This is a genomic window from Providencia sp. LY12 (assembly GCF_057621555.1).
Window position 1 is genome coordinate 1,234,869 of sequence record NZ_CM172594.1, and the last position, 22,461, is coordinate 1,257,329.

Annotated in this window: 17 protein-coding genes and 6 tRNA genes; 6 read left to right on the forward strand and 17 right to left on the reverse strand. The window is 43.8% G+C overall.

Annotated elements, in window-relative coordinates:
* Positions 1 to 21: 21 nt before the first annotated feature.
* From lnt to miaB, 5 genes are all read right to left on the reverse strand, one after another.
* Positions 22 to 1,557 carry an apolipoprotein N-acyltransferase gene (lnt, locus tag ACY3ZI_RS05590; protein WP_487376377.1) on the reverse strand — a complete coding sequence of 512 codons (1,536 nt, stop codon included), beginning with the start codon at positions 1,555 to 1,557 and terminating at the stop codon, positions 22 to 24.
* Positions 1,557 to 2,441, reverse strand: a complete 885-nt coding sequence (gene corC / locus ACY3ZI_RS05595; RefSeq protein ID WP_036947644.1) for a CNNM family magnesium/cobalt transport protein CorC — start codon at positions 2,439 to 2,441, stop codon at positions 1,557 to 1,559. Before corC ends, lnt begins: the two co-directional genes overlap by 1 nt.
* A 190-nt stretch (positions 2,442 to 2,631) precedes the next feature.
* Positions 2,632 to 3,099 (reverse strand): rRNA maturation RNase YbeY, encoded by a 468-nt coding sequence (gene ybeY, locus ACY3ZI_RS05600; protein WP_211887943.1) that lies wholly within the window; start codon positions 3,097 to 3,099, stop codon positions 2,632 to 2,634.
* Positions 3,100 to 4,098, reverse strand: coding sequence for a PhoH family protein (locus ACY3ZI_RS05605; RefSeq protein WP_249215415.1), 999 nt, complete (start codon positions 4,096 to 4,098; stop codon positions 3,100 to 3,102).
* A gap of 86 nt (positions 4,099 to 4,184) precedes the next feature.
* Positions 4,185 to 5,615, reverse strand: coding sequence for a tRNA (N6-isopentenyl adenosine(37)-C2)-methylthiotransferase MiaB (miaB, locus tag ACY3ZI_RS05610; RefSeq protein ID WP_036947639.1), 1,431 nt, complete (start codon positions 5,613 to 5,615; stop codon positions 4,185 to 4,187).
* Between the two features lie 337 nt (positions 5,616 to 5,952).
* On the opposite strand from miaB, the gene ubiF reads away from it, so the two are divergent.
* Positions 5,953 to 7,140 carry a 3-demethoxyubiquinol 3-hydroxylase gene (ubiF, locus tag ACY3ZI_RS05615; RefSeq protein ID WP_487377452.1) on the forward strand — a complete coding sequence of 396 codons (1,188 nt, stop codon included), beginning with the start codon at positions 5,953 to 5,955 and terminating at the stop codon, positions 7,138 to 7,140.
* A 70-nt stretch (positions 7,141 to 7,210) separates the two neighbouring features.
* Here ubiF and ACY3ZI_RS05620 read toward each other — a convergent pair whose 3' ends face one another.
* Complete coding sequence (locus ACY3ZI_RS05620) at positions 7,211 to 7,597, reverse strand: winged helix-turn-helix transcriptional regulator (protein ID WP_187128847.1); 387 nt, start codon at positions 7,595 to 7,597, stop codon at positions 7,211 to 7,213.
* Between the two features lie 99 nt (positions 7,598 to 7,696).
* Between ACY3ZI_RS05620 and nfsB the strand changes: the two genes are divergently transcribed.
* Complete coding sequence (nfsB, locus tag ACY3ZI_RS05625) at positions 7,697 to 8,350, forward strand: oxygen-insensitive NAD(P)H nitroreductase (RefSeq protein ID WP_036947735.1); 654 nt, start codon at positions 7,697 to 7,699, stop codon at positions 8,348 to 8,350.
* Between the two features lie 58 nt (positions 8,351 to 8,408).
* Here the strand turns inward: nfsB and ACY3ZI_RS05630 are convergent, their stop codons facing one another.
* From ACY3ZI_RS05630 to nagB, 10 genes are all read right to left on the reverse strand, one after another.
* Positions 8,409 to 9,752 carry a dicarboxylate/amino acid:cation symporter gene (locus ACY3ZI_RS05630; protein WP_108479367.1) on the reverse strand — a complete coding sequence of 448 codons (1,344 nt, stop codon included), beginning with the start codon at positions 9,750 to 9,752 and terminating at the stop codon, positions 8,409 to 8,411.
* A 379-nt stretch (positions 9,753 to 10,131) separates the two neighbouring features.
* Positions 10,132 to 10,206 (reverse strand) — tRNA-Gln (locus ACY3ZI_RS05635).
* 12 nt (positions 10,207 to 10,218) lie between these two features.
* Positions 10,219 to 10,295 (reverse strand) — tRNA-Met (locus tag ACY3ZI_RS05640).
* A gap of 48 nt (positions 10,296 to 10,343) precedes the next feature.
* Positions 10,344 to 10,418: transfer RNA gene (locus ACY3ZI_RS05645), tRNA-Gln, on the reverse strand.
* 52 nt (positions 10,419 to 10,470) lie between these two features.
* A tRNA-Gln gene (locus ACY3ZI_RS05650) sits at positions 10,471 to 10,545 on the reverse strand.
* Positions 10,546 to 10,577: 32 nt separating this feature from the next.
* A tRNA-Leu gene (locus ACY3ZI_RS05655) sits at positions 10,578 to 10,662 on the reverse strand.
* Between the two features lie 7 nt (positions 10,663 to 10,669).
* Positions 10,670 to 10,746 (reverse strand) — tRNA-Met (locus ACY3ZI_RS05660).
* A gap of 253 nt (positions 10,747 to 10,999) precedes the next feature.
* A complete protein-coding gene (gene nagC / locus ACY3ZI_RS05665) occupies positions 11,000 to 12,223 on the reverse strand; it encodes a DNA-binding transcriptional regulator NagC (protein WP_036947633.1) in 1,224 nt (407 codons plus the stop codon).
* A 7-nt stretch (positions 12,224 to 12,230) separates the two neighbouring features.
* The gene (nagA, locus tag ACY3ZI_RS05670) at positions 12,231 to 13,397 is read right to left on the reverse strand and encodes an N-acetylglucosamine-6-phosphate deacetylase (RefSeq protein ID WP_487376384.1); all 1,167 of its coding nucleotides are present in this window, start codon (positions 13,395 to 13,397) and stop codon (positions 12,231 to 12,233) included.
* A gap of 124 nt (positions 13,398 to 13,521) precedes the next feature.
* Positions 13,522 to 14,325, reverse strand: a complete 804-nt coding sequence (gene nagB / locus ACY3ZI_RS05675; RefSeq protein WP_108479370.1) for a glucosamine-6-phosphate deaminase — start codon at positions 14,323 to 14,325, stop codon at positions 13,522 to 13,524.
* 354 nt (positions 14,326 to 14,679) lie between these two features.
* Between nagB and nagE the strand changes: the two genes are divergently transcribed.
* The 4 genes from nagE (at position 14,680) to glnS (ending at position 20,551) form a co-directional block, all read left to right on the forward strand.
* Positions 14,680 to 16,707, forward strand: coding sequence for an N-acetylglucosamine-specific PTS transporter subunit IIBC (gene nagE, locus ACY3ZI_RS05680; protein WP_487376386.1), 2,028 nt, complete (start codon positions 14,680 to 14,682; stop codon positions 16,705 to 16,707).
* Positions 16,708 to 17,020: 313 nt separating this feature from the next.
* Positions 17,021 to 17,773 (forward strand): hypothetical protein, encoded by a 753-nt coding sequence (locus ACY3ZI_RS05685; RefSeq protein WP_487376388.1) that lies wholly within the window; start codon positions 17,021 to 17,023, stop codon positions 17,771 to 17,773.
* Between the two features lie 147 nt (positions 17,774 to 17,920).
* Positions 17,921 to 18,736, forward strand: a complete 816-nt coding sequence (locus tag ACY3ZI_RS05690) for a sulfite exporter TauE/SafE family protein (protein ID WP_108479373.1) — start codon at positions 17,921 to 17,923, stop codon at positions 18,734 to 18,736.
* A gap of 147 nt (positions 18,737 to 18,883) precedes the next feature.
* Positions 18,884 to 20,551, forward strand: a complete 1,668-nt coding sequence (gene glnS, locus ACY3ZI_RS05695) for a glutamine--tRNA ligase (RefSeq protein ID WP_487376390.1) — start codon at positions 18,884 to 18,886, stop codon at positions 20,549 to 20,551.
* 319 nt (positions 20,552 to 20,870) lie between these two features.
* Here glnS and ACY3ZI_RS05700 read toward each other — a convergent pair whose 3' ends face one another.
* The gene (locus ACY3ZI_RS05700; protein ID WP_487376392.1) at positions 20,871 to 22,433 is read right to left on the reverse strand and encodes an esterase family protein; all 1,563 of its coding nucleotides are present in this window, start codon (positions 22,431 to 22,433) and stop codon (positions 20,871 to 20,873) included.
* Positions 22,434 to 22,461 lie beyond the last annotated feature (28 nt).

Sequence of the window (22,461 nt, forward strand, 5' to 3'; positions counted from 1 at the left end):
TTAATCGGTTTAAAGCGTCAATTAGTGACGTTTTTGACGACGGTTAAGGGTAAATCCGACAATGCCGAATATAGCGACCATACCCCACATCGACCAGTTACTCCAACGAGCATAAGGGGTTAATCCCGTTGTTGGTGTGACTTTCTCAGCCAGAACCGCATCTTGGAACTGTGGCAGAATACCTTGAATGGAACCATCCGCACTGATGACTGCCGTTACGCCATTGTTGGTAGCGCGTAATAGTGGGCGACCGAGTTCTAATGAGCGCATTCTTGCCATTTGGAAATGCTGCCAAGGACCAATCGATTCGCCAAACCATGCATCATTTGAAATTGTCAGTAAGTAGTCACTGTCAGGTTTGAAGTTATCTCTAACTTGAGTACCCAGAATAATTTCATAGCAAATGGTTGCTGTTAGATGAATATTACCAATTGCTAATTGAGCCTGTTGATAATCTCCACGGCTAAAGCCCGACATTGGTAAATTAAAGAATGGCGCAAGCGGGCGAAGTAAATCTTCCAACGGGACGAACTCACCAAATGGGACTAAGTGATGCTTGTTATAACGATTCTTAGTCGGGTAGAGATAGGGTTTTCTATCGCCTAGCACAATGATGGAGTTATAGAATACCGAATCACCATTGACGGGTTTGGCATCGACAGTTCCGGTAATTAACCGCGTTTTGGTTTCATTCAGCAACGTGTCCAGCGCTTTAAGCCACGGCTGATTTTCCAGTTCCACCACAGGAATGGCTGACTCAGGCCAAATAATCATATCGGCTTTGCCAATATAAGGGCTGGAAAGCTTGATATAGCGATCTTTGGTTTGCTGCAAAAAGCCTGCTTCCCATTTCATGGATTGAGGGATATTGCCCTGCACCAATGCCACTTCCATAGTCTTATCATTCAGCGGCGTGAACCACTGGACGTTTTTGGCTAGCAGAGGAACCAGTAACAGCGCAGCCGCACAGGCTAGAGGAATAAAACTGCGACGAATGACTGTTAAGACGAGCAAGCCGCTGATGCTAAATAGCAGCAGGGTTATCATCTCAACACCAAAAATCGGCGCTAATGATTTCATCGGTCCATCAATCTGGGTATAACCAAATTGCAGCCATGGGAAGCCAGTCAGAACCCAGCCACGCAGAAACTCTGTCACTTGCCATAGCGCGGGTGCCATCAACACTAAGCGCCAAATATTGGCATTAGGAGTGAGTTTATTGAGCAGCAGGCCAAATAGACCAGGATACAGCGACAGATAGGCAGCCAGCAAGATAACGATAAATACGTTAACGGCATCCGGCATCCCACCAAAATCGGCGATACTGACATACACCCAGTTGACGCCGCTGCCAAATAAGCCAAATCCCCATGCGAACGCGATAGCAAAAGCTTGCTTGGCGGTTCTGTGTAGGGTTAATAGCTGGAGAAAGAAAATGGAAAGGAGAGCGGCGGGCCAGAAGTCAAAAGGCGAAAAAGCCAGTGTACCACTGGCTCCGAATAGTAAAGCCAGCAGCAGGCGTAGCCACTGGCTTTGATAAGTAGAGGATAAGTTCATTAACTCTGTTCTTCATCCAAAGTAGGCACTGGGGCATCGTCAGGAATTTTCACTTGAAGCAGTAAAATTCGACGGCTATCCGCCATGGAAACTTTAAATTGGTAGTTATCGATGGTAATGGTTTCACCACGGGATGGTAAGTGACCAAAGGCTTGCATCACTAAGCCCCCAACGGTATCTACCTCATCATCACTAAAATGTGTGCCAAAGGCGTCATTAAAGTCTTCAATTTGAGTCAAGGCGCGAACAGAGTACGAATGACGGCTCAGCTGGCGGATATCCACATCATCTTGGTCGTCATACTCGTCTTCAATCTCACCGACGATCAGCTCTAAAATATCTTCAATAGTCACTAAACCAGAGACACCACCAAACTCATCAATAACGATGGCCATGTGGTAACGCTGGGAACGGAATTCTTTGAGTAAGCGGTCTACTCGTTTGCTTTCAGGAACAACAACGGCCTGACGTAACACTTTATCAATACTGAATGGTTCTGCATCGGTACGCATAAATGGCAGTAAATCTTTTGCCATTAATAGCCCTTCAATATGATCTTTATCTTCGCTGATAACAGGGAAGCGAGAGTGGGCAGAATCGATGATGACATCGAGGCACTCATCAAGGCTTTGGTTACGTTTTAAGGTAACAATTTGAGAGCGAGGGATCATGATGTCACGTACCCGCTGATCGGCAATATCCATGACGCCTTCCAGCATTTCACGGGTATCCGGGTCAATTAAATCGTTTTGTTCAGAATCACGAATTAATTCGACCAAATCATCACGGTTTTTAGGTTCACCATGGAAAAGTTGGTTTAACAATGCAAAAAAACCTTTCTTAGGCCCAGGGGTGTCACTACTCGAAGAGTTATCGTCGCTCATGGCGTTTAATTTATTATTCCTCAGTTAATTAGAAAAATTGCTAACCCATAGAGTTAGGTATGAATTGTTTAGCTTAAAACATTTTGTTTAGCGAAACAATTTATGGGTTAGCGTCGAAGCATATTCTTTACGTTTACAGACATCGTTTTACGTCTAAAAATGCTTGTTAACGTTAAAAATTATAGTGAGCTCACTCTTTTTCCGCAAGATACGGATCGGCATAACCCATCTCTGCGAGGATCTCGGTTTCTAATCCTTCCATTTCTTCAGCTTCATCATCTTCAATATGATCATAGCCAAGTAAATGCAGGCAACCGTGAACCACCATGTGCGCCCAATGTTCTTCTTCACTTTTTTGCTGCTCGGCAGCTTCTTGCTCCACCACTTGGCGGCAAATAATTAAATCCCCTAACAGCGGAAGTTCCACTTCAGGTGGCGCTTCAAATGGAAATGACAGCACGTTAGTCGGCTTATCTTTTCCACGATAAGTCAGATTTAATTCATGGCTTTCGGCTTCATCAACAATACGAATAGTGACTTCACTTTCAGCTTGAAACTTGGGTAATACCGCATTGACCCAGCGCTGGAACATCTCTTCAGAGGGTAAGCCGTCGGTATTTTCGCTCGCTATTTGTAAATCGAGAATAACATCGCTCATTTAGTGATTTTCCTGCTTTTCAAACTCACGTTGTTGCTCTTTTTCTTCTTTCAGTTGCTGGCGACGTTTGCTGTCTTGCTCTTCCCATGCTTCATAAGCCATGACAACTTTCGCTACGACAGGGTGACGCACCACGTCTTCGCTATGGAAGAAATTAAAGCTTAAATCATCCACGTTCGACAACACTTCGATGGCGTGTCTTAAGCCGGATTTGCTACCTCTTGGCAAGTCGACTTGAGTGATATCCCCAGTGACGACAGCTTTAGAGTTAAAACCAATACGGGTTAAAAACATTTTCATCTGTTCGATGGTGGTGTTTTGGCTCTCATCTAAAATGATAAACGCATCGTTCAGTGTGCGACCCCGCATGTAAGCCAGCGGAGCCACTTCAATCACATTACGCTCAATCAGTTTTTCCACTTTTTCAAAACCGAGCATTTCAAACAGTGCGTCATACAGAGGGCGTAGATAAGGATCCACTTTCTGGCTTAAATCACCCGGTAAGAACCCCAATTTTTCGCCAGCTTCAACCGCAGGGCGGGTGAGCAGAATACGGCGTACTTCTTGGCGTTCTAATGCATCGACGGCGGCTGCAACAGCGAGGTAAGTTTTACCCGTTCCCGCAGGACCAATCCCAAATGTAATATCGTGATCTAAGATATTGGCAATGTACTGCGCCTGATTTGGGGTTCGAGGTTTGATCACGCCACGCTTGGTCTTGATATTCACGGCTTTACCATAATCAGGCACGCTTTCTGCGGATTGCTCAAGCACTCGGCTATCAACAATGGCAAGGTGAATATTTTCAGGATCAATGTCAGGGATCACACCGCGGATTGGCGCGGTATCAACGTACAGCTGGCGTAAAATCTTACTGGCCGCTTGGATATTAAGCGCTTTACCTGAAAGCTTAAAACGGTTGTCTCGGCGATTGATTTCAATGCCAAGACGACGCTCTAATTGCTTAATGTTGTCGTCAAATGGCCCGCAAAGGCTCATTAAACGCTGATTATCTGCGGGCTCTAAAAAAATCTCTTGTGTTGCGATTTGCAAAGGTTTGTTATCGGTCACTGAGTATCCTATCTTTAGGGTTGGAAGTTACCAACGCCAAGTTCATCTTCTTTACGGGTACGTGCAATCACGGATTCTGGGGATTCATGAACACGCAGATCCATTTGATCTTCGGTACGAATCACTTTACCGCGTAAAGAGTTGGTATAAACATCGACGATTTCGACATCAACAAATTTACCGATCATGTCCGGAGTGCCTTCAAAGTTCACTACGCGGTTATTTTCGGTACGACCTGAAAGCTCCATCACATTTTTACGTGAAGTGCCTTCCACTAAAATACGTTGTACTGTTCCCAGCATGGCACGGCTGAAGCTCATTGCTTGCTGATTAATGCGCTGTTGCAGCAGATACAGGCGCTGTTTTTTCTCGTCTTCGCTAACATCATCCGGTAAATCAGCGGCTGGCGTGCCCGGACGCGCGGAGTAGACGAAGCTGTAGCTCATATCAAAATTCACATCAGCAATCAGCTTCATGGTTTTTTCGAAATCATCGGTGGTTTCGCCAGGGAAGCCAACAATAAAGTCGGAGCTGATCAGAATGCCTGGGCGCGCTTCGCGTAATTTACGAATAATCGCTTTATATTCTAAGGCGGTATGCGCGCGTTTCATCATGGTGAGTACGCGGTCAGAGCCACTTTGTACTGGTAAGTGTAGGAAACTCACTAGCTCAGGTGTATCGCGATACACTTCGATGATGTCATCGGTAAATTCGATTGGGTGGCTGGTGGTGAAGCGTACGCGGTCAATACCATCGATAGAGGCCACTAAACGTAATAATTCTGCGAATGAACAAATTTCACCGTCGAATGTCTCACCACGGTAGGCGTTAACGTTTTGACCCAGTAAGTTAACTTCACGCACGCCTTGCGCAGCCAGTTGGGCAATTTCAAACAGAATGTCATCACATGGGCGGCTAACTTCTTCGCCGCGAGTGTACGGCACAACGCAGAACGTACAGTATTTGTTGCAGCCTTCCATGATAGAAACGAACGCCGTTGGACCTTCAGCACGAGGCTCAGGTAAGCGGTCGAATTTTTCAATTTCAGGGAAGCTGATATCAATAATTGGACTGCGGTTACCTTGAATTTGGTTAATCATTTCCGGTAAACGGTGCAGAGTTTGCGGGCCGAAAACGATATCAACGCAAGGTGCGCGCTGGCGAATAAAATCACCTTCTTGTGATGCGACACAGCCACCAACACCAATGATGATGTCAGGATTTTTGTCTTTGAAGAATTTCCAACGACCAAGTTGGTGGAACACCTTTTCTTGGGCTTTTTCGCGGATCGAACAAGTGTTTAATAACAACAGATCTGCTTCTTCAGCAATTTCAGTCAGTTGATAGCCGTGGGTGCTTTCCAATAAAGAGACCATTTTAGATGAATCGTATTCGTTCATCTGGCAGCCCCAAGTTTTCATATATAACTTTTTATTTGTCGACATGTCGTGTATCCGGTGTTTTCGAGGTCTAAAATAGGGACTTCGAAACGCGTTGTAAATCCAAAGTCCTACCCTATGATGATGGGGAAATTCACCGCATTTTGATTAAGAACAGCGTTCTGTATTGGATTAAATGCAAAAATCACCCAGTAATAACATGCTAAAATAATATCATCACCAAATACTTAAGGGCAGGCTATTTGCCTATTGTTTTAAAGATTGACGAGTATTGTATTCATTTGAGGCATCAGTGACCAGAGCCCGAGCGTAGATATTGCCTGCGGGGGTAAGAATTTTTTGGTATACTAAATAAATCAAACAGTTAATAGTAGCTATCATGATGAATAAACTAACTGAATTTTATGATGTTGTTGTGGTTGGTGCGGGAATGACCGGCGCCGCAGCGGCATTAGGCTTCGCCCAAGAAGGGATGAAAGTGGCTTTACTTGAGAAAGCCCAGCTGACCGAGTTTGATGGGAGCAGTACGCCAGATGTGCGTATTTCTGCCATCAGCAGTGCCTCGATTGAATTATTAAAGCAATTAGGGGCATGGAAGCATGTAGAAGCAATGCGCAGTGCACCTTATCGCGAATTAGAAACCTGGGAAGAGCCGGGCAGTAATGTGATTTTTGATGCCAAAAGTTTAGGCTTACCAGAGCTTGGCTTTATGGTGGAAAATCGTGTTTTACAGTTGGCATTGTGGCGAGAGTGCGAACAGTACAGCAACCTAGAGTTAGTTTGCCCAGCCACGTTGGTGAATTTACATCAACCTCATGGGCAAAAACACTGGATGGTTGAGCTGGAAGATGGACGCGTTCTGGAAACTAAACTGGTGGTTGGCGCAGATGGCGCTAATTCCCAAGTGCGTAAAATGGCAGGTATTGGAAGCCGAGGTTGGCAATATCGTCAATCTTGTATGCTGATCACTATCCAAACGGATGCGCCGCAGCAAGACCGTACATGGCAACAGTTTTTCCCATCAGGCCCAAGGGCATTTTTACCGCTGTATGATAACTGGGCGTCCCTCGTGTGGTATGACAGCCCCGCCAAAATTCGCCGTTTGCAAAGCATGTCTATGGAGCAGCTCACAGGTGCTATCTCGGAAGCGTTCCCTGAGCGGCTTGGTGCAGTAAAAGCCATCGCATCGGGCGCATTTCCGTTAACACGTCACCATGCAAGCCGTTATGTGATGGATGGCTTGGTGCTGATTGGTGATGCGGCGCATACTATCAATCCGTTAGCGGGTCAGGGGGTAAACCTCGGTTATCGCGATGTGGATGTGCTATTGAAGGTCATTTACCAAGCGCGTGAGTGTGTTGAGGCATGGGAGTCTTTGGATGTGCTTAAGCGCTATCAGCGCCGCCGTTTACCCGATAATCTTGTTATGCAGGCGGGGATGGATATTTTCTATATGGCTTTCAGCGAGAATTTGCCAGGCCTGAAAATGCTGAGAAACTTTGGCTTGATGACCGCGCAGCGTGCAGGCGAAGCGAAGAAATTAGCGCTAAAATATGCGCTGGGGCTGTAATCTAACCCATTGATGGTATTGAACCTATTTATTGTTATTTGTTACCCAGATAAGTTTCTGGGTAACTTCCTCATGATGACTCTTCTGTATTTACATCTTGCTCTTGCATATTTAATAGCGGGATCCCGTATTTTTCTCCCCATTCTTGCAGAGCATTAATCACCGTACTTAAAGATTCCCCTGCGGGGGTCATTGAGTACTCGACTTTAGGCGGTACTTCAGGATAGACATGTCGAGTAATTAGCCCATCGCTTTCGAGTTCTCGTAATTGCTTGGTCAGCATACGCGGCGTAATGAAAACTAGTTTCCTTTTTATTTCATTAAATCGCAGTGTTTTTCCCTGTAAATGATACAGGATCACGCCCTTCCCTTTTCCGCCCATTAGCTCTAATGAGGCTTCAACAGGGCATCCATCGTAGGTGTAGTTTGTATAACGTCTTTTTTTGATAGTATCCATTTGTATAGTATATGCCATTAATGTGCGTACTTGTCTGTTTGTACTTTTAACATTAGGATGTTCAAAATTCAATACAGTTTATTTAACTTAGAGGATCCAATGAACTTAATTAATGTTTTAAATACCCGTTATGCAACGAAAAGTTTTGACCCAAATAAAACGATTTCTGATGAAACGCTGAGTGAGATAAAAGCGTTACTTCAATTAAGTCCTTCGAGTGTCAATGTGCAACCTTGGCATTTCTTGATGGTAAGTAGCCCTGAAGCAAAACAAAAAATTATCAATGCGACGGCAGGTGGATACTCATTCAATGAGGAAAAAATTCGCAATGCATCCCATGTGGTAGTGATGTGCGCAAAAACAGAGTTGCCTGAGGATTATTTACTGCATCTTTTAGAGCTCGAAGATGAAGAAGGGCGATATCAGAAAAGCGAGTTTAAAGAGCAAAATCATATGGCTCGTTCATTTTTTGTGAATTTACATAAGAATGAATTGAAGGATTTACCGCATTGGATAGAAAAACAAGTTTACTTGAATATGGGGGCATTATTATTGGGCGCAGCGGTGTTAGGGGTTGATGCGTTGCCAATGGAAGGTCTCGATTTTTCAATTCTTAATGACGAATTCGATTTAAATGAGAAAGGGCTAAGTGCGGTGACGGTAGTTGCGCTGGGTTATAAAACTGAAGACGATTTTAATTCTGCCTTACCGAAAGTGCGTCTTCCATTGAATGAAGTCGTGACTGAACTTTAATTTGTTAGATAAAAAATAAGCCGCGATTGCGGCTTATTTTCGTTATGGCAGTAATAAATTATTTATTATTTGCGATATCGACAGAACTCGTTGGTTGTACTACATCTTCTTCGGTGATGATTGAATCTAAAGATTCACCTTTGGATGAGAATGCATGCGCCAGTTTTTCGGTATCTAACTCTTTTTCCCAACGCGCAACCACGATACATGCACAAGCGTTACCGACTAAGTTGGTCAGCGCACGGCACTCAGACATAAAGCGGTCGATACCCAGAATCAGTGCCATACCTGCAACTGGAATGCTTGGTACGACCATCAGCGTTGCCGCTAAGGTAATGAAACCTGCACCCGTTACACCTGCTGCACCTTTAGAGCTGATCATCGCAACTAACAGCAGGGAAATTTGCTGCCAGAGAGTCAGTTCAATATTGGTCGCTTGAGCAATAAACAGCGCTGCCATCGTCATGTAGATGTTGGTGCCATCGAGGTTAAATGAATAACCGGTAGGGATCACTAAGCCTACGACGGATTTTTCACAACCCGCGTGTTCCATTTTTCTCATTAAGCTTGGTAATGCCGCTTCAGAGGAAGAGGTACCTAGAACTAACCATAATTCATCTTTGATGTATTTAATAAGCTCAATAATCGAGAAGCCGTTATATTTAGCCACCGCACCCAGTACAACTAGAACAAATAGTAGCGAGGTGATGTAGAACGTCATGATCAGCATCATTAAGTTGCCGATAGACGAAATACCGTATTTACCAATGGTAAATGCCATCGCACCAAATGCGCCGATAGGTGCCAGCTTCATCAACATCGCAACCATCTTGAACACAGGTTCAGAGAAGTTTTGCAGCAGTTTAACAATAGGCTCACCGTGTTTACCGGTTGCTGCTAGTGCTAAACCAAAAATCACCGAAATAAACAGGACTTGCAGAATGTTTCCGTTCACCAATGGGCTAATAACGGTGTCTGGAATAATATTCATGAAGAAGCCAACGATGGTAGATTCGTGTGCTTTTTCAACATAACCCGCCACTTTGGCATTATCTAAGGTTGCAGGGTCAATATTCAGTCCAGAGCCTGGCTGAATGACGTTAGCGACGATTAAACCAATAATCAGTGCGATAGTTGAGAATGTGATGAAGTACAGCATTGCTTTACCTGCAACGCTACCAACGGCTCTCATGTTGGTCATGCCTGAAATACCAGTCACAACCGTTAAGAAAATGACTGGGGCAATAATCATTTTCACGATTTTAATAAACGCATCACCTAACGGTTTTAATGACTCTCCGATGTCTGGGAAAAAATGCCCAAGGGCAATACCAAGAGTGATGGCGACGATGACCTGCACATATAAAATTTTATATAGTGGTTGTTTTATTATGTTTCGCATAAGTTTTCTCTGTAAAAATATTGTGTTATAGCAATTATAATTATTGGTTTTTTTTACAACTGAGTTGAGATGGATTGGAAAGTTGGACTGATAATTTAAGACGAAAGGGGGCTTACGTATTACTAATCTAATCTAACTACAATTCGCCGCAAGATTACCACTTTATTTGGTTATGTGAAAATGACTGACATCACACTTCCGACACAAAGGTTGCGTAAAGGTAAATGGGATGTGTTAAATGTTTTTTAAAAGGTTAAAAGAAAATTTAAAGGCAGAATGATAGTTTTAAAAAGCATTAAATAAATAACGCATTAAGTTTATTTACTTAAATTTTTAAATTGTTTTGAGAGTATTTTTTGATGATGGATACAAGAGAGGATGGCTGGGGTACCAGGATTCGAACCTGGGGATGCCAGGATCAAAACCTGGTGCCTTACCGCTTGGCGATACCCCAACAAAAAAGAAATGGTAGCTACGACGGGATTCGAACCTGTGACCCCAACATTATGAGTGTTGTGCTCTAACCAACTGAGCTACATAGCCATTGTATTTTCTTTACTGTGTGATTTTACTACGTGGTAGGATAATAGATGGCTGGGGTACCAGGATTCGAACCTGGGGATGCCAGGATCAAAACCTGGTGCCTTACCGCTTGGCGATACCCCATCCGAGAATATCTATTATTTATTTTCACTACGAAAATTAATTTCCTTTAAGATGGCTGGGGTACCAGGATTCGAACCTGGGAATGCCAGGATCAAAACCTGGTGCCTTACCGCTTGGCGATACCCCAATCTTAAATTCAATTTTAACCGAGAAGGAAAATGGTGCGGGAGACAAGACTTGAACTTGCACACCTTGCGGCGCCAGAACCTAAATCTGGTGCGTCTACCAATTTCGCCACTCCCGCAAATAAATGGTGGCTATGACGGGATTCGAACCTGTGACCCCAACATTATGAGTGTTGTGCTCTAACCAGCTGAGCTACATAGCCATCTTTTTTGCTTAACCTTCATCGGCGTTGCGGGGCGCATTATGCTAATTACAGGCAAGACAGTCAACAGCTTTTTGCACTATTTTTTAGAAAATGCGTCTGTTTGTTTGATGAATAATCATTTTGTCGATAAAGCCAGCAAAAAACAACCCCGAATTTGAAAAAATGTGATTTGTTATTATTAAGATGGTTAAAAATCACACTGGAATTTATTGCGCTATTTTGCTGTTTACCGATAAGAGAGAGCACAAAGTTAACTTTCTAATAATCTTTGGAGCAATTCCCCATTTAACATGGCGCGTTTTGTCAGCGCAAATGCACCAATTGCTGAATTATGAACCAGTTGCGAGGTAACAATCGGTAAGTTTTCACGGAAACCTTTTAATGCTTGGGTATCAATGCAGCTTTGAATGGCGGGTAATAGAACCTGCTCAGCTTCAGTAATGTCTCCGGCGATCACCACTTTTTCAGGATTAAACAAGTTAATAGTGATAGCGATGGCTTTACCAATTTGGCGTCCGACGTGTTGGATAACCTCGGTTGCCAGTGGGTCACCTTTATTGGCTGCTTGGCAAATATGGGTAATTGAACTGGTTTCAGGGGTTAATTGGCTCGCATAGCCTTGTTCTAAGCGCTGTTTCACGCGAGCTTCAATGGCTTGGTTGGAGGCGATGGTTTCTAAACAACCAAAATTACCGCAATGGCACAGGTCGCCTAGTGGGTCTACTTGGATGTGCCCAATCTCCCCAAGATTACCTCGATGATTAAGAAGGATCTCTTTATTAACGACTAAACCGGCTCCAGCGCCTCTATGAATGCGTACAAGAAGCGAGTCCTCACAATCTTGGGTAGCACCGAAATAACTCTCAGCGAGAGCTAGGCTGCGAATATCGTGCCCAACATAACAGGTGAGATTGAAATGCTGCTGTAGGTTATCAATCAGCTTCCAGTTATCCACTTTAATGTGTGGCATGTAGTGGACAATACCCGAATGCGGATTGACAAGTCCTGGCAATATCACCGAAATAGCAATCAGCTCACGGATGCGTCGCTGGTGCAGCGAGATAAAATCTTCAAGTGCCGCAATCAGTTTCTCTTCGACGATTTGCTGGGTGGGTTCTGTAATAGGGTAGTGACCGTCTGCCAGCATTTTGCCGCTAAGATCATACAGGGCGATTGTGGCATCGTAACGCCCCAAGCGTACGCCGATGGTGTGGAAATGTTTGTATTCGGAGACGATAGAGATAGCGCGACGGCCTCCGGTGGAGGCCTGCTGGTCTACTTCTTTGATTAAACCACGTTCGAGTAATTGGCGGGTGATCTTAGTGACACTCGCTGGCGCAAGCTGGCTTTGTTCCGCTATCTGAATTCTAGATATCGGTCCTTGTTGATCAATCAGGCTGTAAACGACAGCACTGTTGAGTTGTTTTACGAGATCAATATTACCAATTTGCTTTAGCGAGTGGCTTTGATTCATCAGCTAGTTACTCATTTTTATAGACTTCCTCTCCGTTTACATAAGTTGAAAGGACTTGGAAGTCTTGGTTAAAGGCAGTCAAGTTAGCCGTTTTGCCGGCTTCGATGGAACCTAATGTTGCCTCTACCCCAATGGCTCTTGCTGGGTAAAGGGTGGCCATTCTTAATGTTTCATCAAGAGGAATGCCAACATGTTCAACACTGTTTTTCACCGCATTAATCATGGTCAGGGAAGAGCCGCTCAGTGTGCCATTTTCATCGACACATAATCCATTGCGGTAGTATATGGTTTTACCTGCGAAGATAAAATGATCCATTTCACCTGTTTGGGGATCAATTCCCGCTGGTGCTGTCGCATCGGTGACTAAAACCAGCTTATCCCCTTTGAGTTGTTTACTATTGCGAATATTGGCCCATTGAACATGTAAACCATCCGCGATAATGCCCGCATAGACTTCAGGGGTATCGTAAATTGCGCCAACCAGACCAGGACCACGACCCGAAATATATGGCATGGCGTTGAATAGGTGGGTTGATGCGCGAATACCTGAGCGGAAGCCTTGACGCGCTTCTTCATAGGTTGCATTGGAGTGACCTGCTGAAACCACAATGCCAGCTTCGGTGAGCTGGTGGATAAAGTGTTGCTCAACGACTTCAGGTGCGAGCGTGATCATGCTAATTGCGTCAGCATGTGCTGCTAAGTAATCCATCATTTCAATTGATGGCTTACGGATAAATTCTGGGTTATGAGTCCCTTTTTTAATCAAATTAATGTAAGGGCCTTCAATATGTAAACCAAGCGCTTGGTTCTTATTCTGTTTCAGATATTCAGTCATGACATCAACGCCATGCTTCATCAGTTCATCTGAACAGGTAATGAGAGTTGGCATAAAGCTAGTACACCCCGCACGCTCATTGGCTTTTTGCATGATTTCGAGGTTTTTCAATGTGACATTTTCTTCGTTGTCATTGAATTGCACGCCGCCACAGCCATTCACTTGGAGATCGATAAAGCCAGCCGATAGAATGGCACCTTTCAAATCTCTACGTTCGATATCGTGAGCGAGTTCGGATTCTGGGCACACCGCTTTGATGATTTCGCCATCAATAATGACTGCGTGGTTATCCAGTCTTTCGTGACCTGTAAAAATAATGCAATTAGTTAATGCGTACATAGCGTAAAACTCCTGACCGCGAGTAAAATGGGTCACCGACCCGCATCAGTATGGCGGGTCGGGTGTTCGATACTCTATCTATTTTAGTCACTTTTAGAGGCTCTAAAATAGAGTTGAGTATAAATTAATCAAACTGCTCGATATTTGAACATTCTAATTGTTTGAAATATTTGAGCGTTTTGACTTTCAATTCTAATGTTGCTGGCTCATCACAGACAATCAATGCTTTAGGATGTAGCTGCACACAGCTGATAGTCCATAAGTGGTTAACAGAACCTTCTACCGCAGCGTGAACGGCATCCGCTTTGTTTGCACCTGTCGCTAATACCATCAGTTCTTTCGCATCTAATAAAGTCGCAACACCCACAGTTAATGCATATTTAGGAACTTGATTGATATCGTTATCAAAGAAACGGGAGTTAGCCTGGCGAGTTTCTGGCGTCAGCGTTTTGATACGCGTTCTCGAACTTAAAGAAGAACCTGGCTCATTAAACGCGATATGACCATCATTACCTACACCACCCATAAACAGGTTGATTTGACCGTAGGATTTGATTTTGTCTTCATAGCGTTGACATTCAGCGTCGACATCAGGTGCATTACCATTGAGTAAATTGATGTTTTCAGCTTGGATATCAATGTGATTGAAAAAGTTTTGGTGCATGAACGTGTGGTAACTTTGTGGATGATCTTTTGGAATACCAATGTATTCATCCATATTAAATGTCACGACATGCTTAAAGCTGACTTTACCTGCTTTATATAAGGCAATTAATTCTTTGTAGGTGGCAAGCGGTGTTCCGCCAGTTGGTAAGCCTAGAACGAAAGGGCGTTCAGCTGTCGGATTAAATGCGTTGATTTTATCAGCGATGTACTGTGCGGACCATACGCCAACATCATGAGCATTATTTAATGGGATAAGCCTCATGTACTTTTACCTCTAGTGTTTCTTTAAATTTATACTTGTAGGACCCCAAATCTCAATTGTGTTGAACATTTTCAACATTTTCTTATGACTGAGGTACTTGGAGTATATACAGCAAATCATATAAAAAACTTATTTTTAATAATAAAATAAGTTTTCGAGAATAGCTACTAATTTAGTCAATATTAGGTTTCTTTCGTTGACATTTATCACAGTTTCCAGCTATTTATTTTGTATCGCGAAAAAATTCATCTATTCTATGAATTGCTATAATTAAGCGACTTCGGATATATTTCCGATGCGTGAAAATAAGATCCTGAAATGGGACAAAAATAGAGCGATACAAAGGGGGAGTTTGTGAATATTCTTAGCTACTTACAGCGGATTGGTAGGGCGCTTATGGTGCCTGTCGCCGTATTACCAGCCGCCGCAATCCTTATGGGGATTGGTTATTGGATTGACCCAGATGGTTGGGGCGCCAATAGCGCAATCGCTGCGTTACTGATCAAATCCGGTGCAGCCATCATCGACAACATGTCCGTGTTGTTTGCGATTGGTGTTGCGTACGGAATGTCTAAAGATAAAGATGGTGCAGCTGCATTAACTGGTTTTGTCGGCTTCTTAGTGGTGACAACACTGTGTTCGCCTGCGTCCTACTCAATGATTATGAGTGTGCCAGTGGAATCCGTCCCTGCTGCATTCAATAAAATCAATAACCAGTTCGTGGGTATCCTTGTTGGGGTTCTCTCTGCTGAACTTTACAACCGCTACAGTGGCGTTGAGCTGCCAAAAGCGTTGTCATTCTTCAGTGGTCGTCGCCTCGTCCCGATTTTAACCTCATTCCTGATGATCATCCTGGCATTCATTCTGATGTATGTTTGGCCGGTGGTGTATAACGGATTAGTTGCGTTCGGTGAAAGCATCAAAGACTTAGGTTCTGTTGGCGCGGGTATCTACGCTTTCTTTAACCGTCTATTAATTCCTGTTGGCTTACACCACGCACTGAACTCTGTATTCTGGTTCGATGTGGCGGGTATTAACGATATTCCTAACTTCTTAGGTGGCGCGAAGTCCATCGAAGCAGGTCTGGCAACAGTTGGGATTACGGGTCGCTACCAAGCGGGCTTCTTCCCTATCATGATGTTCGGTCTGCCAGGTGCGGCTCTGGCTATCTATCACTGTGCACGTCCAGAAAATAAAGCCAAAGTGGCTGGTATCATGATTGCAGGTGCGTTTGCTGCATTCTTTACTGGTATTACTGAACCACTTGAATTCTCATTTATGTTCGTTGCGCCAGTACTGTATGTGATCCACGCATTATTGACCGGTATTTCTGTCTATATCGCGGCAACAATGGAATGGATTTCAGGCTTCGGCTTCAGTGCAGGGCTGGTGGATATGTTCTTACAGACACGTAACCCACTCGCAACTCACTGGTATATGCTGATTGTTCAAGGCTTAGTCTTCTTCTGCATCTACTACGTGATTTTCCGATTCATGATCCGCAAATTCAACCTGTTAACGCCAGGCCGTGAAGTCAGCGCGGGTGATGAAACGGTTGATGGCTATGACGAAAACGTCAGCGATGCACACAGTGATGAAAGCGAAATTCAAAAAGAAGCTCGCCAGTATATTGCAGCAGTAGGTGGTAGCGACAACATCGTTAACATCGACGCTTGTATCACGCGTTTACGTTTAGGCGTAAAAGATTCAGCGGTAGTCAACGACCCACTAGCTAAACGTATTGGTGCATCCGGTGTAATCCGCCTGAACAAGCAAAACGTGCAAGTCATTGTGGGAACTCGTGCTGAACTAATCGCTAAAGCGATGACGGAAGTGATGGCAAAAGGCCCTATTGCGGCATCTGCGCCAGTTGCTGCTCCAGAAAAAAGCCAGCAAGCGGCACCAGAAAAAGCAAAAGGTAACGCGGTACTGTCATTAATCGCACCAGTTAGTGGTGAAGTTTACTCACTGGATCAGGTTCCGGATGAAGCGTTCTCTAGCCGCATCGTTGGTGATGGTATTGCTATCAAACCAACAAGCAGCGAAGTCGTGGCGCCTGCCGCAGGGACAATTGTGAAAATTTTCCCTACTAACCATGCATTCTGCCTCGAAACCGCGAATGGCGTTGAACTGATTGTGCATATGGGGATTGATACCGTTGCATTAAATGGTGAAGGCTGTGAGCGTTTAGTTGAAGAGGGTGCTGAAGTTGAAGCGGGTACACCGATTCTGAAACTCGACCTGCCATTCCTTGAAGCGAATGCAAAATCAATGATCAGCCCTGTTATCATCAGTAATATTGATGACTTCGCGGGTGTTGAGATTTTAGCGAAAGGTCAGGTTACTGCCGGTGAAACCGTTATTTATCAAGTATTAAAATAATCTACGTATAGATAAAAAATACCGAGCAGTACCTAGGAAATGCCAGCTTAATCAGCTGGCATTTTTTTATCTAAATTATCCGTAATTAATATCCATAGCATTAATTCAACAAATATTAACTTCTAAGGTATTAATTCCTATATTAATCAAGCATGTATTCGGTATAACCGAATTTAATTTTTTGGTACTTATTACTATTTTATTTCTCTTATGGCTTATTTTCTTTGAAGTAAATTACCCTTGTTGGCGAGGCGAAAAATCATTTAAGGAAATCGGTTGGTTAAAGGAAGCTGTTTTTAAAGGAATAAATAAGATGATGTCAAAAATAACGCTCGTGAGTGAAGCTAGCGAATATGTGTTTCAAAAAATGAACCATTTTTTTCAATGTTCAGGGAATCCGATTCGCATTCGTAGAATGAACAAAGAGAATTTAAAGTATTGCAATATCAGCTCGTTAGCAATGGAAGAGACTTTAGATTGGCTTGAGTATCAAGAAATTGTTATGACCAAAGAGAGCTTTAGTTTCTGTTTTAAACTTATTAGCCGTAACCGAATTTTAGTCCGAATACCCGATAAAGCAGCGGGAGGTTGTGTTTGTAGCTATGACCCTCATAGCCGTCGAGCGACAATCGAAATACTGCAAAATTTTGAGAAAAACAATAAAGCATTAGATGGAAAAATGATGGTTTACTCATTGCTGAGTATTTTATTTTTTCTCATCAAGGTAGGGGGAGAGGGGGTCTATATTAACAACCCGGCTAACGAAGATCTTCTTGACTATTATATTGATGAATTGGGTTTTCAGGACGTCTTTAAAGATGGCTGCCTACTGTATAGCACCAAGCAGCAACTGTTTAATCTCTTTGATGCGTTAAGGGAGCAGTGGAAACCCAAAGCAGGCCGAAACATAACAGACATACCTAATGAGAACGAAGAGCGATTTGCTGATGAATTTATGCGTTTGATTATCAGTGTCGCTCAAGCGATTAAGCAGATGCCCAAAGCGCCGAAAGGGGAATCTGTTGGGAAATTTGCAGAGGATTTTGATGTATGGCGAAAAAGTTAATTGATTGAATATATTGAGGCTTGTAACTCAAAGGTTATGTTTGTTAATTAATTTGGCGAAATCTCAAAGCGAGTTGTCAAATCTGCATAAGCACGGGACGGTTCTCAAGGATAAGATAAAAACTCAACCATCTTTGAGGATCATCCTGTGGATTTACTACTTTGTTTATTTGGTTTCATTTCAGGGATCACAACAGCGCTGTTCGGTTTCGGGGGCGGCTTTATTACAGTACCCCTGTTATATGCCTTAATTACCCTTGTTTGGGGACCTCGCCATGATGCCAGTGAAGTCGCGATGCAAATCGCTGTCGCTACGTCCACATTTGTGATGATTTTCTCATCAAGCTTGTCGAGCCGAGCACACTACCTGAAAGGGAATTTCAACTGGCAAATTATCAAACCTTTTATGCTACCTATTTCAATTGGCGGCATTTTAGGTGCGCTCATCGCGCTATCGGTAGACAGTGAATGGATCCGCTGGATATTTATCGGTTATCTCATTATCACTATTCTCGATTGCTTTATTCGCCCCGGATTTATGCAAACCCAATCAGAAGGTAATACGTTAATAAGAGGCAAATGCATTGAGGACACGCTCATCGGTACAGTGATCGGTACCGTCGCGGCATTTTTAGGCGTAGGGGGCAGTGTGATGACGGTACCTTTGATGCGTCGCCGTGGAGCGAGCATGTTGCAAGCGGCGGCATTTGCTAACCCGCTGACGTTACCGATGGCAATCACGGGCTCTTTGATTTACTTCTATTTTGCGATGGAAAAGCACCTTGAATTAGGCTCCGGCTTCTTAGGTATGATTTATATTAAAGGTGCCTTAATTTTGATTGCTACCTCGTGGCTAGGTATTCGCTTTGCTTCGTTTTTGATGCCCTACTTGAGTGATAAACGCCATGCTCAAAGCTATCCCATTTTACTGATGGTAGTTCTTGGGGTCATGCTATTCGTATAAATAGCCTATTTTTTGATAAAAATCCCCCTTTGCCATTGCTTTTGCCGACTAACCTTAATCAAACGGTTGTTTCTGGACGTATTATGGTAGAATATACTCGGTTACTATACGAATTTAGCGCGCTTTTGGCACTGAGGAACGATGACAATGAATGAGGCAGATGCTCGCCCAACTAACTTTATCCGTCAGATCATAGATGAAGATCTGGCGACTGGGAAACACACATCAGTACATACCCGTTTTCCACCTGAACCGAATGGCTACTTACACATTGGCCATGCGAAATCAATTTGCTTGAACTTTGGTATCGCGAAGGATTATCAAGGCCAGTGTAACTTACGCTTTGATGATACTAACCCGGTCAAAGAAGATGTTGAGTATGTGAACTCCATTCAAAATGACGTCCAATGGTTAGGTTTCCAGTGGAGCGGCAACATTCGCTACTCATCTGATTATTTTGATATTTTATATCAATACGCGATTGAGCTTATCAAAAAAGGCCTTGCCTACGTTGATGAATTAAGTGCGGATGAAATTCGTGAATACCGTGGCACATTAAAAGAGCCGGGTAAAAACAGCCCTTATCGTGAGCGCCTGATTGAAGACAACTTAGCGTTATTTGAAAAAATGCGCGAGGGTGGCTTCGAAGAAGGTAAAGCGTGTCTGCGTGCGAAAATCGACATGGCATCGCCATTTATGGTTATGCGTGACCCTGTGCTATACCGCATTAAGTTTGCGGAACATCACCAATCCGGTAACAAGTGGTGCATCTACCCGATGTACGACTTCACTCACTGTATTTCTGATGCGCTGGAAGGCATTACACACTCACTGTGTACATTAGAATTCCAAGACAACCGCCGCCTGTATGACTGGGTACTGGACAACATCACGATTGACTGCCACCCGCGTCAGTACGAGTTCTCTCGTCTGAACCTCGAATACACGGTAATGTCAAAACGTAAACTGAACCAATTAGTGACGGAAAAACACGTTGCTGGTTGGGATGACCCACGCATGCTGACTATCTCTGGTTTACGTCGTCGTGGTTATACTGCGGCATCAATTCGTGAATTCTGCCGTCGTATCGGTGTCACTAAGCAAGATAACAACGTCGAAATGGCGGCATTAGAATCTTGCATCCGTGATGACCTGAATGACTCAGCACCACGCGCAATGGCGGTTATCGATCCAGTTCGCTTAGTGATTGAAAACATGCCCGCAGGTGAAGAAATTCTGAAGGCACCAAATCACCCGAACAACCCAGAAATGGGAACGCGTGAAGTGCCATTTAGCAATGAGCTGTATATTGACCGTGCAGACTTCCGCGAAGAAGCTAACCGCCAATATAAGCGCCTGGTATTAGGCAAAGAAGTGCGTCTGCGTAATGCTTACATCATCAAAGCAGAGCGCGTAGAAAAAGATGCAGAAGGCAATATTACCACTATCTTCTGTACTTACGATGCAGGCACATTAAACAAAGATCCAGCTGACGGTCGTAAAGTCAAAGGTGTTATCCACTGGGTAAGTGCAGCACATGCACTGCCAGCGGAGATTCGTCTGTATGACCGCCTGTTTACGGTGCCAAACCCAGCAGCTGAAGATGATTTCTTATCCGTGCTGAACCCAGAATCTCTGGTCATTCGCCAAGGTTTTGTTGAACCAAGCCTGCGTGATGCGCCAGCAGAAAAAGCGTACCAGTTTGAGCGTGAAGGTTACTTCTGCGCAGATAACAAACTGAGCAGTGCGGATAAGCTGGTGTTTAACCGTACGGTTGGGTTGCGTGATACGTGGGCTAAGCAAGAAAACGCTTAAAATCCTCGTCATACTTCGCGCTGTAGTGGCGTTGGCTGCACTCACTAATCCTAGTCACATAACTTATGTATGTTCCTAGGGATTAGCTGAATCCTCGTCATACTTCGCGCTGTAGCGGCGTTGGCTGCACTCACTAACCCTAGTCACATACTTATGTATGCTCCTAGGGATTAGCTCATTTGCCGCCTTGCTACAACGCGAATTATTTAGAGGATTGCTGAGATAGGTTTAAAAACAGCCTAAAAACAGACCTCCAATTACTGGGGGTCTTTTTATATCAAAATACCGTTGTGGGCGTAGTAGAACACCCACAGAAGATTCAACGTTGGTTTGTGAAGTCTTTCAATCCGTAGACCAATGCTTCTACCCAAGCTGCATAATCATGACCACTTGACCATGAATGGAAGCTGGTTTTGTAGTGTTTATCTCGCAAAACATATTCAAGCTCTTGGCTATTAAGCCAAATGCCGCCATCAGCACCTTGGTTTTCAAATAACCCTGCTTGTATCCAGAAACTGATCGGATAATGCGGCGATTGCTGATATTGACGAGTTAACCATCCTGGCTTTTCACCTTCAGGCGCCCACCAGTATGAGCCTGATAGGCTCAGCACATGACGAAATTGGTTTGGATATCGCAATGCGACCCAGGATGATGCCAATCCTCCATAACTTGCGCCAGCCACAATCGTCTTTTCATTATTTATTTCAATACCATTTTTGCTCACCCAAGGTAGTAGTTCTAGTGCCATAAAATCAGCAAAAGCTTGATTTGGAGGGAGTTCCTTGGAGCGACGTTTACTATCCAAACTATCTATAAAGACAATATTAATCGGGGGTAATTGATGATTAGCAATCAAACCATCAATTACATTGGCGGTGTGATATTTATCCTGCCAAATTTGACCATCAAACAAAAATAATGTCCAACTAACAGGCGTTGTCGCTTTTGGGCGATAAAGAATGATTTCCCGACTATTTCCAAGGAAATTACTTTTTAATGTATGTCGAGTCAAAGAGCCATGGCGTATAGGCTGTTTCATTGTATCGCGGGTAAAATACCGTGAGGGTTTTAAATCAAGTAAAGATGAAGTGTTCCACTTATCATCATTTTCTATACTCATAGTCGTGGGATTTAAAGGATCGGCTTGTGCAGTGACCAAAATCGCACGGCGTTGTTCACGCGCATTGCCATCTACTTTAGGAACGTCAGGTGCCAATTGATATTGCATACGCGTATCAGCGGGTACCACATAGCTGCGAAACCAAACATCGGAGTCACCCAGTTTAAACATGGGATCATGATCGCCTGCCGGAGACCCTAAAATAAACACATTACCGCGTGCTGCACGCCACAAAAAAGTGACTCGTTTATGAGATGTATCTACGGGTTCAATTAAAGGCGTACCGATGAGTTGCTGTTTTTTCCAAAATGCATCTGTTGTTCCTCCTGCTGCCAGCTCCTTTGCGAGTTGCTGTAAAGTAGGACTGACTGGATTAAGTTTTCGCATGCGATTGAGTGGCTGAGTTTCTGTCATTTGCCAGTTAAACTGCCATTTACTACCGTTACTTCCATATAACATTAATGATGAAACTTGCCCTGCCGGGGATGAAAAAAGTAGCGATTTTTCTCCATCAGCAGGTCCTGCTTCCAATAATGTGCGTAAATGATGGTTTTGCTGGTCGAGCAATTGTGCTCCTGTTGCCCCCTTTAGTGTGGCAACGACATAGTTTTCATTAAGCGCTGGAAGCACAAAGCAAACCTTACCCTCGGTGTCGAATACACCTTCCTGAACCCCCTGGAGAGGCAGTTCGTTGCAAGGAGCAGCTATTGCGGGTGCTGCACTCAAAGCGACCATTACGTAAAGTAAAACAGACTTCATGAGCCCTCACTTTCAAGTTAATCGTTAT

Excerpts from the sequence above, each read along its gene's own strand:
- nagA (WP_487376384.1), bottom strand. The coding sequence starts at position 13,397 with ATGTACGCATTAACTAATTGCATTATTTTTACAGGTCACGAAAGACTG.
- ACY3ZI_RS05630 (WP_108479367.1), bottom strand. The coding sequence starts at position 9,752 with ATGCGAAACATAATAAAACAACCACTATATAAAATTTTATATGTGCAG.
- nagB (WP_108479370.1), bottom strand. The coding sequence starts at position 14,325 with ATGAGGCTTATCCCATTAAATAATGCTCATGATGTTGGCGTATGGTCC.
- ACY3ZI_RS05685 (WP_487376388.1), top strand. The coding sequence starts at position 17,021 with ATGATGTCAAAAATAACGCTCGTGAGTGAAGCTAGCGAATATGTGTTT.
- corC (WP_036947644.1), bottom strand. The coding sequence starts at position 2,441 with ATGAGCGACGATAACTCTTCGAGTAGTGACACCCCTGGGCCTAAGAAA.
- ybeY (WP_211887943.1), bottom strand. The coding sequence starts at position 3,099 with ATGAGCGATGTTATTCTCGATTTACAAATAGCGAGCGAAAATACCGAC.
- nfsB (WP_036947735.1), top strand. The coding sequence starts at position 7,697 with ATGAACTTAATTAATGTTTTAAATACCCGTTATGCAACGAAAAGTTTT.
- ACY3ZI_RS05620 (WP_187128847.1), bottom strand. The coding sequence starts at position 7,597 with ATGGATACTATCAAAAAAAGACGTTATACAAACTACACCTACGATGGA.
- lnt (WP_487376377.1), bottom strand. The coding sequence starts at position 1,557 with ATGAACTTATCCTCTACTTATCAAAGCCAGTGGCTACGCCTGCTGCTG.
- miaB (WP_036947639.1), bottom strand. The coding sequence starts at position 5,615 with ATGTCGACAAATAAAAAGTTATATATGAAAACTTGGGGCTGCCAGATG.
- ubiF (WP_487377452.1), top strand. The coding sequence starts at position 5,953 with ATGAATAAACTAACTGAATTTTATGATGTTGTTGTGGTTGGTGCGGGA.
- ACY3ZI_RS05700 (WP_487376392.1), bottom strand. The coding sequence starts at position 22,433 with ATGAAGTCTGTTTTACTTTACGTAATGGTCGCTTTGAGTGCAGCACCC.
- glnS (WP_487376390.1), top strand. The coding sequence starts at position 18,884 with ATGAATGAGGCAGATGCTCGCCCAACTAACTTTATCCGTCAGATCATA.
- ACY3ZI_RS05605 (WP_249215415.1), bottom strand. The coding sequence starts at position 4,098 with ATGAGCCTTTGCGGGCCATTTGACGACAACATTAAGCAATTAGAGCGT.
- nagC (WP_036947633.1), bottom strand. The coding sequence starts at position 12,223 with ATGAATCAAAGCCACTCGCTAAAGCAAATTGGTAATATTGATCTCGTA.